Annotated in this window: 15 protein-coding genes and 1 pseudogene; 5 read left to right on the top strand and 11 right to left on the bottom strand. The window is 34.1% G+C overall.

The features are described 5' to 3' along the window. Nucleotides 1–62 precede the first annotated feature (62 nt). On the bottom strand, nt 63–977 hold the full coding sequence (locus J5U23_RS08600; protein WP_218265882.1) for a fumarylacetoacetate hydrolase family protein: 915 nt from the start codon (nt 975–977) through the stop codon (nt 63–65). A gap of 378 nt (nt 978–1,355) precedes the next feature. On the opposite strand from J5U23_RS08600, the gene J5U23_RS08595 reads away from it, so the two are divergent. Together J5U23_RS08595 and J5U23_RS08590 are read left to right on the top strand one after the other, a co-directional pair. Next, nucleotides 1,356–1,478 (top strand): hypothetical protein, encoded by a 123-nt coding sequence (locus tag J5U23_RS08595; protein WP_405048883.1) that lies wholly within the window; start codon nt 1,356–1,358, stop codon nt 1,476–1,478. Nucleotides 1,479–1,626: 148 nt separating this feature from the next. After that, complete coding sequence (locus J5U23_RS08590) at nt 1,627–2,301, top strand: helix-turn-helix domain-containing protein (RefSeq protein WP_218265881.1); 675 nt, start codon at nt 1,627–1,629, stop codon at nt 2,299–2,301. Nucleotides 2,302–3,083: 782 nt separating this feature from the next. Here the strand turns inward: J5U23_RS08590 and J5U23_RS08585 are convergent. From J5U23_RS08585 to J5U23_RS08555, 7 genes are all read right to left on the bottom strand, one after another. Further along, nucleotides 3,084–4,271, bottom strand: coding sequence for a dihydrolipoamide acetyltransferase family protein (locus J5U23_RS08585; RefSeq protein ID WP_218265880.1), 1,188 nt, complete (start codon nt 4,269–4,271; stop codon nt 3,084–3,086). Then, nucleotides 4,253–5,272, bottom strand: a complete 1,020-nt coding sequence (locus J5U23_RS08580) for an ATP-NAD kinase family protein (protein WP_218265879.1) — start codon at nt 5,270–5,272, stop codon at nt 4,253–4,255. The genes J5U23_RS08585 and J5U23_RS08580 overlap by 19 nt, the downstream gene beginning before the upstream one ends. 7 nt (nt 5,273–5,279) lie before the next feature. Further along, nucleotides 5,280–6,254, bottom strand: a complete 975-nt coding sequence (locus tag J5U23_RS08575; protein WP_218265878.1) for an alpha-ketoacid dehydrogenase subunit beta — start codon at nt 6,252–6,254, stop codon at nt 5,280–5,282. Nucleotides 6,255–6,266: 12 nt separating this feature from the next. Continuing rightward, nucleotides 6,267–7,265 (bottom strand): thiamine pyrophosphate-dependent dehydrogenase E1 component subunit alpha, encoded by a 999-nt coding sequence (locus tag J5U23_RS08570; protein ID WP_218265877.1) that lies wholly within the window; start codon nt 7,263–7,265, stop codon nt 6,267–6,269. A 538-nt stretch (nt 7,266–7,803) separates the two neighbouring features. Continuing rightward, nucleotides 7,804–9,027, bottom strand: coding sequence for an FAD-dependent oxidoreductase (locus J5U23_RS08565; protein WP_218265876.1), 1,224 nt, complete (start codon nt 9,025–9,027; stop codon nt 7,804–7,806). A gap of 545 nt (nt 9,028–9,572) precedes the next feature. Further along, on the bottom strand, nt 9,573–9,917 hold the full coding sequence (locus J5U23_RS08560) for a nucleotidyltransferase domain-containing protein (protein ID WP_218265875.1): 345 nt from the start codon (nt 9,915–9,917) through the stop codon (nt 9,573–9,575). Continuing rightward, nucleotides 9,901–10,326, bottom strand: a complete 426-nt coding sequence (locus J5U23_RS08555; RefSeq protein WP_218265874.1) for a HEPN domain-containing protein — start codon at nt 10,324–10,326, stop codon at nt 9,901–9,903. Before J5U23_RS08555 ends, J5U23_RS08560 begins: the two co-directional genes overlap by 17 nt. Nucleotides 10,327–11,268: 942 nt before the next feature. Between J5U23_RS08555 and J5U23_RS08550 the strand changes: the two genes are divergently transcribed. Then, complete coding sequence (locus J5U23_RS08550) at nt 11,269–11,739, top strand: PaREP1 family protein (RefSeq protein ID WP_218265873.1); 471 nt, start codon at nt 11,269–11,271, stop codon at nt 11,737–11,739. A 94-nt stretch (nt 11,740–11,833) separates the two neighbouring features. Here J5U23_RS08550 and J5U23_RS15835 read toward each other — a convergent pair. From J5U23_RS15835 to J5U23_RS08540, 3 genes and pseudogenes are all read right to left on the bottom strand, one after another. Continuing rightward, nucleotides 11,834–12,008: pseudogene (locus tag J5U23_RS15835) on the bottom strand (IS630 family transposase); the annotation flags it as partial. A 173-nt stretch (nt 12,009–12,181) separates the two neighbouring features. Further along, complete coding sequence (locus tag J5U23_RS08545) at nt 12,182–12,568, bottom strand: type II toxin-antitoxin system VapC family toxin (protein WP_218265872.1); 387 nt, start codon at nt 12,566–12,568, stop codon at nt 12,182–12,184. Further along, complete coding sequence (locus J5U23_RS08540) at nt 12,565–12,792, bottom strand: AbrB/MazE/SpoVT family DNA-binding domain-containing protein (protein WP_218265871.1); 228 nt, start codon at nt 12,790–12,792, stop codon at nt 12,565–12,567. The genes J5U23_RS08545 and J5U23_RS08540 overlap by 4 nt, the downstream gene beginning before the upstream one ends. A 263-nt stretch (nt 12,793–13,055) precedes the next feature. Between J5U23_RS08540 and J5U23_RS08535 the strand changes: the two genes are divergently transcribed. Both J5U23_RS08535 and J5U23_RS08530 read left to right on the top strand, forming a co-directional pair. Next, nucleotides 13,056–13,193, top strand: a complete 138-nt coding sequence (locus J5U23_RS08535) for a hypothetical protein (protein WP_218257847.1) — start codon at nt 13,056–13,058, stop codon at nt 13,191–13,193. Nucleotides 13,194–13,398: 205 nt separating this feature from the next. Continuing rightward, complete coding sequence (locus J5U23_RS08530; RefSeq protein WP_218265870.1) at nt 13,399–13,623, top strand: hypothetical protein; 225 nt, start codon at nt 13,399–13,401, stop codon at nt 13,621–13,623. Nucleotides 13,624–13,747: the final 124 nt, after the last annotated feature.

Here is a 13,747-nt window from a genome sequence, read left to right as displayed (position 1 = left end):
ATTAGGTTCTCATGGAAAACCAGCACCACGCAAATTGTGTAATAGTACAAAATAAATAATTATTATTCTCTCATAACCCTATTTTCTAATCTACCAATTTTCTCTATATACCCTACCATCACATCTCCTTCTTTTAGAAATTTTCCTGTTCCTAACCCAGTCCCTGAAGGAGTTCCAGTTGATATTACATCTCCTGGATATAATGTTATCCCCTTAGAGACATACTCTATTAATTCTGGAATCTTATGTATCATACTGCGGGTATTTCCTTGTTGCCTTATTTCACCATTAACTTCTAATTTAATAGTTAAGTTATGAGGATCTGGTATTTCATCTCTAGTAACTAGATATGGCCCTATTGGCGACGCAGTATCTAGATTTTTAGCATATAACCAATTTATATTATATCTAGGCGAAGAATGTTTTCTTAAATCTCTAAAACTAACATCATTAAAGATCGTGTATCCAGCTATATACTCATATGCCTCCTTTGCGCTGATGTATTTACCTTTTTTTCCAATTATTACTGCAAGTTCTATTTCATGATCAACTTGTGATGAGACTTTAGGTATTAATATTGGTTGCTTATGAGCTACTAGTGTATCTATCCTCTTCATGAAAATATAAGGCTCTTCAATTGATGCAGAACCTGCTTCCTTACCATGCTCATTATAATTAACTGCAACACAGAATATTTTTTTCGGCTTAACAACTGGTAAAAACATTACACTATCTTCATCTAAAAGACCTCCAGGCAAATTATTGTCTAGTTTCTTGAACTCATTAACTAACTCATTAACTAATTTAAGTGTAAGTGAGCCTCCTTCAAGAAGCTTAGTCAGGTCTGTTAGCCAATCCGGAGGGGTTCCATAAAGGTATTCATATAAGTAGGCTAAATCAATTATTTTACCGTCCTTATACACTATTCCTACTCTACTATCCTTGGGACTACCTCTATAAAACGATAGTAACCTCATATATATCTTTCTTGCTCATTAATTTTTAAGATTAGTTATAAACTTCACCTCTAATATATTTGATAATAATGACAGAACATCCCAATAAAGTTTTTATAAAGAAAGCACCACACGCTTTTCCTCTAACAAAGCTGGGGGAGTCGAGAATTTATGGGTCAAAGACATGTATCCCTATTATATTCTTAGTGATCATAATTGCTTTGTGGATTGCTTCAATTTTTATCTAATTTAACGTTAAGCTTACTTTTAAATCAAAGCTTGATTTTGAATTTAAGAAAAATTGATGAGCTTAACATCTAAGGAAATTGAAGAATTCAACAAACCAACGTTAATAAAAATCTTTTTTATATTAGTTTATGCTAGAATGCTATGATAGAGATGATCCCTCATGTCGATGTGGGCTATGCTAAAAAGGGTGGAGATGAAAATGGCAGAGATGTGAATCTCGTTCCGTTAGGCTCGAAGGAGTCCCATGACCCCCTGCCATTAATGGGTGATTAAGGCTAAGCCCCTACACTTGATCATGAATGAAAATAGAATGATTGAAATGAACGTGTAGAGACAAACGGTAGTTCACTGAATCGTGATATCTCAATGTACGACATAGCCTAAAGTCAGCAGTATCAATCATTTCATCAAAGTTTAAAAAATGGCAGTGTATATTATTAATTTAGACTCTATAATGAGTACCCCAATTCGAATAGTAAATTTCAGTATACTCCATAGAGATGGATGGTCTCCAGAAACTAGCAAATATGAAATCACTGCTGAATCCTTAAATAAGACCTATAACAGAGGTGCGTTCTCCTTTTATTTACTTATTTGGGGTTCTGATGCCAAGAGATTTATTGAAGATATAAGAAATAAGCACCAAATTCTAAATATAGAAGTATTAGGGGTTACCAAAAGATTCGGTATCTTGAGATTGGAACACAAGAGTAATAACACTATTACAAATCTTGTAAAAAGATATAAAGGGATAATATTATCTGAAAGAATAAGTAACGGAGTAGAAAAATGGACTGTAGGAATAAACGCTAGAAGTTTGAAGAAGTTTAAAGAAAAGCTTGCTGAATATGGAGAAATAGTAAATTACAGTGAGAAATCACCAAACGAAATTATTCCTCCCCCAGTCTTAACTGAAAGACAAATAGAAGCATTAAAGATAGCCTTAGACAAGGGATATTTCGATTATCCTAAAAAAATAAGAGGGGAAGACATAGCTAAATTATTAGATATGAAAACTCCCACTTTAGTATACCATCTAAGAAATGCTGAAAAATCTATTCTCGAGTTCTATCTAAATAACTTTATAAATGATTAATATACTAAAACTCAAGGATAATATCGTTATTATGTTACAAATTTTTTGACGAAAATTAAGTTCGTAGTTTTAGGCTAAAATTCATAATAGATTAAGGGGATTTCTTACAAAATATAGAAATTTATACCTTAATAACGATTCTATTATAGTCTTTTTCATAGTAAATGCGAAGGGTAGATGATTTTATCGATACGAAGCACATCTTATCGCTTTCATTATATAATTCACTTTTAACATATTGAGGTAAAACTGTCCTTTACAACTAATTATGAAAAAGACTATAACTTAGGTGTGGAATAATTTCTGAGATATAATTTTTAATACTCTTTCGCAAGGAAAGGCATTAATAGTACTTGCTTGAAATTTACGTAGTATTTACATTATTCAACTCTTCTATCCTATAAAACTGACCTCCTCACAGCCCTAAATGGTAGACCCAAAATCGTTTAATTAAATATAATAGTGATAGATTAGTAAATGTTTACTATCTTATATATGATAATATATATCGAAAGAGAACGATTCTATCTAAATTTTTGTGAAATTAAAGTATTTCCCTCTTATTTTTCTAACATTTATAAGCAAATATGAAAAACTGTACGGATTATAGTACTGTTTCTTAAGTAATATATGAATACAGGAGTATTTAGTGAGATTTTTACTTTAAATTTCTATGGTTACTAAGGAGTTATAAACTTTAATTGTTTAATTGTTATAACATTTGGATATAGATTATACCTAAGGATAGATTTTGGATCTACCGTTCAAGATGGAATAGATTGCTAACTTAAAAACGCTCTCAATTTATTCTCATCCTCTAATATTTCAGTAAGCTCTTTTAGGAACTTGGCAGCTGTATGTCCATCCAACACTCTATGATCAAATGTTAAACTTATCCACATAACATAGCCAATTGAGATACTATCATCTATTACTACTGGTGCCTTTCTTATCCTACCTACTCCCAGTATGGCGGTTTGAGGAGGATTTATAATTGGTGTAAATGAATCTATATCATACATTCCTAAATTACTTATCGTAAACGTTCCTCCTACTACTTCGTCAGGATTTAACTTATTTTCTCTAGCCTTATCCGCTAGTTCATGACTTTCTTTTGCTATTTCGGTAATTGGCTTAATATCTGCATTCCTTATTACTGGTACTATTAATCCTTGATCCAGAGCCACAGCTATTCCTATATTAACATCCTCAATTATCTTTATTTGATCACCCTCTAGTGTTGCGTTTAGATATGGATGATTTCTGATGAGTTTAGCTACTACTTTAACTAGAACATCTGTATAAGTAATTTTCATGTTATACTTAGACTCTACCTCATTTTTTATTTTAACTAATGAATTTGCATTAATCTCAATACTTAGTGTTACCTGGGCCATTGTCTGGAGGCTCTGAACCATTCTTCTACTTATTTCTTGCCTTATTGCAGTCATTGGTATGACTTCTTTAACTCTAAGACCAGTGGCAGTGAATTTCACTCCTTTTTCAATATTTTCTAACTCTTTAATTACATCATCTTCTGTTATCATGCCCCCGGGTCCAGTCCCCTTTATTTTACTTAGATCTATTCCTTTTTCTTTAGCAAGCCTTCTAGCCCTAGGTGAAGCTCTTACTTCACTTATTGCCTTTGCCTCTTCGGCTCGAGTTGGTTGTCCTTGTTGCTGTTCAGCAACCAAAGTGGGTTTATTAGTAGGTAAGGACGGAGGTTTTTCTCCAATTTCACCTATGTACGCTATCATTTGACCAACAAGTACTTCTTCACCTTCTTTGGCGTAAATCTTAAGTAAGATACCACTAACTGGTGCTTTTACTGTAGTTGTTATTTTCTCAGTTTCTATTATTACTAAGTCCTCTCCTTCTTGAACTCTATCTCCCTCTTTTTTCTTCCATTGAACTATTTTCCCTTTAGTCATGGTTAAACCTAACTTTGGCATTAATACTTCTTTGCCCACCTTAATTCACCCATCTCTTCCCTATAATAACTGTTTATATAATTTAAAGACTTGGATATGTTAACTAAGAGAGGACCATCTCTATCTATTCTAATCATTACCTCATCTTTAGAGTTCACTACCATTTCCTTTTCTCCGTCAAATGCAATAACGTAGTTATCACTAGGTATGTGCACCTCTTGTCCGAGTTTAAGTATATTAATTCCGTCTATGAATACTTCTTTTACCAACCCTGGTGCAAATGCTGCATTAACCCTAATCTTACCCAACCCGAATTTCACCATTAAACCTAAATCATCTTGAAAAGTTATGGGTCTAATGAGACTAGCTATTGAAGGTATTCCAACATCTCCCAATTCACCCTTAGAGATAAAAGCATACTTTAATGAGTATTCGTTCCATATAGCTCTAGCCCCTACATACCAACCATCCATAAAAGTTAAATCTACTAATGCCAAATTTTTAAATTCATTATTAACAAAAAGCTTTATGGTCTTTATTCTTTCAACTACATTTGAGATACTATTATTACCCTCAAGGAGAAGCCCCAAGATCATTCCTAAAACTGTTGGTTCGTATAAGGCACCTAAGACGTTATTTGTTCCTAAAGAGAGACCGAGTATTGGCACCTTATCTCCTACTCCTTTGTATACTGCCCGGAGAGTACCATCTCCACCAGCACTTATTATAGCACTTACTCCATTCTCTATCATATATTTTGAAGCATTAATAGTATCATCTGCTGTATTCTCTATCCTCATATCCAGAGTCCTTAACTTAAATTTGACATCGTCCTTAATGTCACTTATTATATCTAAGGAAATTCCGTAAAAGTCCGGCATAAATACGACTTCCTCGATAGAGCTGGTTATATTTAGCCCATAAAGAAAACGCTTTATTGCATCTATTTTAGCGTAATTAGAGACAAAGGTAGCTTTTGCAACTAGCCTTCTAATGTCTCTCCCAGATTCTGGGTTAATAATAATTCCTATAGTTGACAATTAAAATTTACCCCAGTATGGATTTAACTGTATTAATAATCTTTTTGGAATCTGGCAATATATATTGCTCTAAGGGAGGACTGAAAGGTATAGGGACATTAGGAGTGGTTATTCTCTTTATTGGCGCATCCAAGTATTCAAAGGCTTCATCTGCGATTATGGAAGAAACCCATGAGGCGAAACCACATCTGTCATAATCCTCATCCACAATTACAACTCTCCCTGTCTTCTTAACTGATTTAATAACAGTTTCCTTATCAAAAGGAACTATCGATCTCGCATCGATAACCTCTACACTTATACCTTCCTTAGATAGTTGCTCCGCAGCTTCTAAGCTATGCCATACTGTTCTGGCTATTCCAATTACTGTTATATCGTCTCCTTCCCTTTTTATATCTGCTTTACCTAGAGGTATAGTGTATTCTTCCTCCGGTACTTCACCTTTTATCCCATATAACACCTTATGTTCCAAGAATACTACCGGATTATCATCACGTATTGATGAGACCAATAAACCTTTAGCGTCATGAGGAGAAGAGGGTACTACTACTTTTAAACCAGGTACATGAGCGAAAATTGAGTAAAGAGTTTGTGAATGTTGGGCTGCAGCACTTATTCCCGCACCTATTGGTGCCCTTAAAGTAAGGGGAACTTTCAATTGCCCTCCAGACATATACCTTAATTTAGCCATTTGATTATAGATCTGATCCATTGCCACTCCAAAGAAATCTACAAACATTAGCTCTACTACTGGTCTTAAGCCAGCTAATGCAGCACCTACTGCTGCACCTATAAATCCAGCCTCAGATATCGGAGTATCGATAACTCTATCGGAGCCAAATTTCTCTATTAAACCCTTGGTTACTCCAAACGCGCCCCCATAAACACCTATATCTTCTCCTATTAATATAACTGAGGGATCCCTTTCCATTTCTTGCCTTAAAGCTTCAGTTATTGCTTCAGTAAACGTTATCTGTCTCATTTACATATCACCCTAGTACGAGTTATCTGTAAAAACGTCAGTTAGAGCCTCTTCCACTTCTGGATATGGACTTTCCTCAGCGAATTTCAATGCTTGCTCTATTTCAGTTTTAGCTTCTCTGTCTATCTTATCCAATTCCTCTTGATTTACGATATTATTTGAAACAAGTTTATCTCTAAATAGAGTAATTGGATCTCTTTTTCTCCACATCTCTTCTTCCTCTTTATCCCTATAAACTAGAGGATCTCCCTCAAAGTGCCCGAAGAACCTGTAAGTCTTACAATGTAATAAGGATGGACCTCCTCCTTTTCTTGCTCTATCAACAGCTTCTTTAGCCACCTCATAAACTGCTAATACATCCATACCATCTACTTCTACAGCGGGTATTCCAAAACCTAAAGCCCTCTCCACGTAACTTTTAACAGCGGAATGTCTAGGCTGTAATTTAGCTGGAGCTAAACTTCTAGTCGACATCGCATACATGTTATCTTCTACTACAAAGATCACTGGAAGTTTCCATATGGCAGAGAGGTTTAAAGATTCCAAAACTACCCCTTGATTCATAGCTCCATCTCCAATAAACGCCGCAGCTACACGATCTAAACCCTTAAGTTTAAACGCTAATGCCGCACCTACTGCATGAGGAGCTCCTCCACCGACTATACCGTTTGCACCTAACATACCTTTACTATAATCAAAAATATGCATTGATCCACCTTTTCCTTTACACACTCCGGTTTTCTTACCCATTATCTCTGCTAGCATCCTCTTTACGTCTAAACCCTTAGCTATACAATGCCCATGCCCTCTATGTGTGCTAGTTATATAATCATCATCTCTTAGCGTGCTCATAACTCCTACAGCTACAGCCTCTTCACCTACATAGAGATGAACAAATCCCGGAATCTTGCCAGTGGCGAAGAGCTCTTTAGCAGTAAGCTCATGATATCTAATTAATAGCATCTTTTTATACATGTCTAATAATTTATTTTTAGGGATATCTTGAACCATTATCTCAATAAAAATATATTAAAATTGAAGTATTTAAATGTTAACAAAATAGCTATGAGTGGGCAAAACGCCGTTGTTGCAAGCAATTTTAGATTTGCGGTTATCGGAAAATCGTTAAACTTAAAGATTCCAATGAATAGTTATGAGAAAATTTATACTTCTCTTTAAGTTAGTAACGCAAATAATGGGGGCTCAAATTAGAAACTCTAAAATTTTTATCGATATTTTCATAAAGATCATTAATTCCTTGAAATTTCTCTAAAAATACTGCTATTTGATAAATCGTAAAATACGTTTTTTGTTGTTAAGTAGTGAGCCCATCCTAAAAATTCATATAAAAAATTTATTTATAGGGATCCGCTTTCAATCTCTAAATGGTGCACAACATATTATAGTGTAGTTATTGGCCTATAAATTCTGGGATTAACCTTTTACCCAATAAGACTAGGGCAATGGAATACTTGACTATGTCCTAACTCGTAATATAAAATAGGTTAATAATGAAACTATGAGTTCCCACAGAGCAATGAACATTTCTTTACCCTTTACTTTGGAGTATATTTAAAGCCTCAGTAATGGCTTCTAGATAAGAAGGATGAGGCATAACAAGATCTATAGGATCCTTTAAACTTATTTGGTATCGTATTAATACTGAAATAAGAGAAATTACGTCTTCAGCATAAGGCATGAATGCTACTGCTCCAATTACTCTATTATCCCTTTCGCATATCTTCAAGAATCCCTCACCTTCCCTTTCTACTACTGTTCTGGTTAAATTTAACGTGTTAAAAGTAACACAGTTGCCATTAGTAGTCCCTACATAGGCTATTTGGGGGTAAATGTATATAACCTTAGGTATTCCCTCTATGAGGAACTCTCTTTTTTCGCCTAACATGTTTTTCGCAGCTATAATACCAGCATATATGGCTTCATGTGCAGTAAATGTACCTATTATATCTCCTGCTGCATAGATATTGGGAATTTGAGTTCTCAAATATTCATCAACGTATATGTACTTCTCATGGGGGATTTCCTCAAATCCTTCAATATTTGGTTTACGACCGAAGGTTACAAATACAGCATCGCCCGAGATCGTTTGGTTGTCTTCAAGGGTAACAGACGTTTCATCAATTTTAGAGATCTTTTTACCTAAGTATAATTTAATCCCGATATTTCTTAGAAAATTTGTAACTACCTCAGAGAGTGTACTATCAATGTTTTGTAAAAGTAAATTGTTCTTGTCTATAAGATGTACCTCCTTACCCAGTTTCTTCATCATCCAACCTAGTTCTATTCCACCTGCATCTCCTCCTACTATAACCACCTTATTATAATCCTCATTAGTATAGGCTAAATCCTCCGTGAATTTTACCTTTCCTAATCTTTCTCTTCTGGTTCCGGTTGAAACTAAAACCTTATCAGCCGCAAGTGAAGTATTTGATGCGTGAACCATAGATGATCTTAGAAAGCCATTAGCGTGAATGACCTCTATCCCATGACTATTTAGCAAGTGTTCTAAACTCTTACTTATAGTATTTATTGAAGCTAATGCATACTCTCTGAACGTATTTAAACTCATATTGGATGCTTGCCTAGATATGATAAGCTGGCTTAGTATGGATTTTGTGGGTATGCACCCGTAAAGTACGCAAGTACCCCCCAGTTTTTCTTCCCTTTCTATAAGTGTAACTTTTGCATGCTTGGATAAGGTTAATGCTGAGTAAACTCCTGCTGGACCTGCACCAATTATTACAACTTTCATAATATTATTCTTCAATTTCTCGAATATAAATACTATACGATATCTTCGCCCTCTTCTTCCTCTACTTTCGCTTGTTCATTCAATATTATGATTGGATCATTCTTCCGTTTCTTTATCGTTATTGTTCCTTCTTTTTCCAATTCGGCTAATAGCTAATCACAAGCGAATTTCACTTTAGACCTAGTAATCTTTCCTCCATTCTTCCGTAAAACTCAAAGACTCTATTTTTATTGTCATTATAATTTTTCATAATAGTAGATATAAAAAATTGGTTTTATTTTATTATTATGCCCTGCACATCTTATACGCGCATCTTGTAACACATGCTAGCTCCATCTCAATAAACGCTGTGTATTTTGTAGTAACAAATGTCACTTCCCCTTAGCATTTACTAGGTACTGCACGCTTCGTCTCTTACAGACATAAGTTTGTAACCGTGGGAAGAAAAAGACTATGGTTCTTCATTTTATATAATATTCTGGATTTTTTGGAGAATTTCGCTTTACTGTTATTTTTATATTAAAATATCTTAAATCCCTTAATTATTACAATATTTTTATTGCTTTTTTAGATAGTTCGAAAAACCTCTTAGTCTCATCTTCGTCCTCTAAGTGGATTTCAACTGGTGCGTCAAAAGGTAAATTGTAGGAATCCATAGCTCTTAATAGGATTGCTTCTCTTAACTTCTTTCTCTCTTTATTGTTTAATTTCCTTTTTATTATTATAAGTATATCGATGTCGCTGAGCACTGTTATCCTATCTTCTGCAACACCACCTATAATGTAAACTTCAGAGTTAGGCTCCAAATCTTTAGTAGCCTTAGCTACTTTCTCAGCATACTCTCTCCACCTCTTTAAATGCGAAAATCTGAACTTAACCCAACTTGACAATCTTTACCACCTCCTCCAAGAATTTTACTATAATTTCTGTGACTTCAATTAAGGGTTTTAAATCCTCACTTTCGTATTCGATGCTCTCATACCTGGAATCTATGTAAGCATCCTCAATAGCTATCAACTGTTGCCTATATTCTGCAATTAATTCGTTAATCTTTTTAGCTAAATCTTCATATGCGTTTTCCTTAAGTAGCTTTGATAAATAGCTTATCAATTCTCTTATTCCATGTCCTTCATACTCCTTTCCGAAAAGTTCAAAGATAACAGCTTTAACATATAATTGTAATGCTTGCTCCACATGAAAGGCACCTATATCATAATACCCTTCGTTAAGATCTCTTTTTGCTTCATCTAAAAAGCGTAACGCTCTCTTTTTAAGTAATCTAACCCTATTTCCACTCACAAGTATAGTTGGAAATAGAGGGAAAATAGTTTTTTATGAAAAATTGAGGGAAGCTTAATATGTAGCATTTAGCGAAGAATTCCTATACTCTATAATTCTTTATAAGTAGTTACGTGAAAATCTATCCTTCTTTAATAAATATCGAATATAAACGTGTCCAAATTAGATATCTTTAATGAATCGTATCAGTATATAGGTAACAATTTTGTTAATTCAGTATAAATCATAAATAGTATAAATCTAGTTTCGATTCACCACAAGATTTATCCGTTAGCAAGGGGATTCAAGGATACACTGATAGTTGTATACTTGCTTATAGTCTAAAGGGCAACGACATTTCTAAAATTACACAAAAACCTTTCCTTATATTAGGGAGAAAGTCTTGCCCTTTAAAGTCTCAGGGAGTATAATTTGTGAAAAAAGTGTTAACACGATTAAGGATGTATTCCCTACATGAACCGTCTTTACTTAATTGAATTCGTCATAATTTTTGAAATATAGTGAATTTACAATGAAAAGTCAAATGTCCTAAACTAGATTTATGCTTTAAATGATTTATACTGAATTAACAAAATCGTTGACCACACTCCAAAATTGAGACGTAAAGCTTCTTTGAGGGGTAGCCTTTTATTTGAATATTAGTTAATGATTTGTTTAACTTCTTCCTTAGGATGTTAATCCCGTTGATCTTCCTTAAACTCAAAATCATATATTAGATTAAAATAAGTTTAATGCTGACTTTAATAAAAATTTAAGTAACTTACTAAGTATAATTAATAATATTTGATTTCAATAAACTTTCATTCTGAGGCACAAGTTCTATAAATATGTGCATCATTTTCAAAATCTTGTCTTTAAAGTCCTAACTATACCGTGTTGGCTAAAGAGAATTGAAGTATACCATAATAACACTTTAAAATTTCATGATATAATACTCTAAGCATGGAGGAACTAATTAAAAAGGCTAAAGAGTACGATATTGATATTAACGACTTAATAATTGACGCTATTTCAAGGAAAGATCCTAAGGAGGCAATTAACTTAAGAATAGAGCTAGCAAAGAAATACATTGCAGAAACAGAGGACTATTTGAAGAAAGGTGATGCGGTACAAGCCTCGGAAAAGGCTTATAAAACTGCTGAAGAGATCGTTAAGGCACTAGCAGAGAAGTTCAACATTCCGGAATATCAACAAGCATTGAAAGAGGGAAGGTGGTATACTTATTGGCTAGCTTCAGCAGTTAATAGGCTAGCTAAAGATTTAGGAGATTGGGTTTTAAACGGTTGGAATTCCGCCTATATTCTTCAAGTATGGGGATTTCACGAGGCGAAGCTTTCAATTGCAGACATTACTGAACATTTAAGAAAAGTTAAGGAAATGTTGGATAATGTAGTAAATATAATAGGGAAATAGTTTGTTTAGTAGTCTATTCAAACTGTTAGTAATCTGGTAAAAAACTTAGTCTTCAGACTATTATTAATTAAGGGGAGAGGCGTGATATACAAGGCCTCCTAGAAGAATTGTGATAAATACTGCACTCATCCATTGAAAAACACATTAACAGCTTCCTTAATAACATCCTCTAGTCCATCTCTCAAAATATCATCAGTGTTAAAAGGCCTCTTCTTATAAAACCTACAAGGATCTATGTAGGGAATTTTCAACCTCTTCCTAGCTATTCTTCAAGCCGTTACGTCACTATGGGAATCTCTTTTTTCTTGAGATAAATGATAAAACTAGTTAAATTGAATTAGATCGATATTATGCAAATTTCTTTTGAAAGGTATAATAGTGTTTTCCTTGTGTTATTAATGTATTGTAACCCGAGCAGGGGTAGGTTTTTAACCTACTTCTATTAGTTCAATGTGAAATTACAAGGATCTATTCTTTCTTTGAAGTCCTTATCTGCTGATATTATCTTAGCATTACATTTCTTTGAAATTATATAATGCAACGAATCATAAGGCGATAGTGAGAGATCTCTTGTAGCCTCTATTACATCTTCTTGCTTAAAATCTATCACCCTTATAGGCAAGGATAGTATGGCCAAGATCTCATCTTCAATATCCTTAACTCCTAATTTCCTTAACGCATTAGCTACTTCCAGTAGAATTACATTGTCTATAATTGCTTCAATCTTCTTTTCATAAATTTCCTTTATTATATCTTGGCAACATCCACCATACTTTTTATCATTTATTTTAGCATAAACGAAAACGTTACTATCTATAAAATAGTTCATTCCTCACCCAACTCATCCACCTTCTCTGGTGAAATTTCTTCCTTCATTTCCTCCTTACCAATAAGGACTTCCAATGGATTCTTAACCCTTTTAACCTTCCTCCTCAATAGAATCTCATTGTCATTTAGTGCAATAACCTCAAATTCTTCATTAGGCTTCAAATTAATTTTCTCCCTAACCTCTTTCGGTATAGTTACCTGGAATTTCTCAGTCACCCTAACCATGGTAAAGTATACGTATACGTAATATTTAAATCTTTTATACGGGTACCGTCTTCATGAAGTATTGTTAAAAACACTACATAAATACCTCTGCTCACCTACACATAATTAGGCTTTTTACTATAAGTGATCAAGATATATTACAATCCCTGGTTATAATATCACCGTAATAGTTATATGGAACTAACTCCCTTGGAAGTGAAAGTTCCTACATGAGTCGTTCATATTTCCCACCATCAATTAGGAATTTCATTTAGTGAGCAGTCATGGCAGTCAGAGAGCCCTCACTTGAGGGAATCCATTATAGAATGTCTCAAGATCCCGTAAAAGAGAGCAGGAAAACGATGGTAGTTGCTCCTCCCTCAGTCCCATTAAGCATCAATCAGGCTGAGAAGCTTTATTAAAGTTAGTAAAAACAGTTTGGGGAAAAAGGAGGTATTTAAATATAGGATTCCATCTTGACGAAGCTTTTTGCCCCCAAACAAATTTTATAATCCCTAAATTCGCCTATTTCTCAGTATCTCTCCGCTAAATTTAAGATAATCCCCTCTAATCCACTTGGCAATTATTATGAAAAAGACTATATAGGTTGTTGTGGAATAGGCATTTATGGATATTGAAAAAATGATTAAAGCGCAAAATGAGGCTAGGCAGGTGAGGAGGAGTACTGCCAATTGGGAGTTTATTAGAAGTCTTCCTCCTAAGCTTAGAATAGCCCTAGAATACTACATCGAAACGGGTAATTTTAGAGAAGCGGCTAGAATGGCAGATATGTCCGTAGACGAATTCCTATACTTCTCTAAAGATAAAGCGAACATATATGATATGTCTTAATATCCTAAAATAAATTATGAGAGATAAGAATAGTTTGATCTAAAGGATAGCAACTCTTAATAGATCTGCTGTAAGATACCTAAAGTTCTATGAGAGTGGGGATAACGAAATCATCAAGCTATAA

Origin of the sequence: Saccharolobus shibatae B12, assembly GCF_019175345.1 — an archaeon.
Taxonomy (GTDB): domain Archaea; phylum Thermoproteota; class Thermoprotei_A; order Sulfolobales; family Sulfolobaceae; genus Saccharolobus; species Saccharolobus shibatae.
The sequence above is the reverse complement of the archived record's forward strand: the minus strand, read 5'-3'. Positions and strand labels throughout refer to the sequence as shown.

Coding starts and splice junctions, on each gene's coding strand:
- J5U23_RS08595 (WP_405048883.1), top strand. CDS start 1,356: ATGATCCCTCATGTCGATGTGGGCTATGCTAAAAAGGGTGGAGATGAA.
- J5U23_RS08565 (WP_218265876.1), bottom strand. CDS start 9,027: ATGAAAGTTGTAATAATTGGTGCAGGTCCAGCAGGAGTTTACTCAGCA.
- J5U23_RS08545 (WP_218265872.1), bottom strand. CDS start 12,568: ATGAACTATTTTATAGATAGTAACGTTTTCGTTTATGCTAAAATAAAT.
- J5U23_RS08570 (WP_218265877.1), bottom strand. CDS start 7,265: ATGGTTCAAGATATCCCTAAAAATAAATTATTAGACATGTATAAAAAG.
- J5U23_RS08590 (WP_218265881.1), top strand. CDS start 1,627: ATGGCAGTGTATATTATTAATTTAGACTCTATAATGAGTACCCCAATT.
- J5U23_RS08550 (WP_218265873.1), top strand. CDS start 11,269: ATGGAGGAACTAATTAAAAAGGCTAAAGAGTACGATATTGATATTAAC.
- J5U23_RS08600 (WP_218265882.1), bottom strand. CDS start 977: ATGAGGTTACTATCGTTTTATAGAGGTAGTCCCAAGGATAGTAGAGTA.
- J5U23_RS08530 (WP_218265870.1), top strand. CDS start 13,399: ATGGATATTGAAAAAATGATTAAAGCGCAAAATGAGGCTAGGCAGGTG.
- J5U23_RS08540 (WP_218265871.1), bottom strand. CDS start 12,792: ATGGTTAGGGTGACTGAGAAATTCCAGGTAACTATACCGAAAGAGGTT.
- J5U23_RS08575 (WP_218265878.1), bottom strand. CDS start 6,254: ATGAGACAGATAACGTTTACTGAAGCAATAACTGAAGCTTTAAGGCAA.
- J5U23_RS08535 (WP_218257847.1), top strand. CDS start 13,056: ATGGCAGTCAGAGAGCCCTCACTTGAGGGAATCCATTATAGAATGTCT.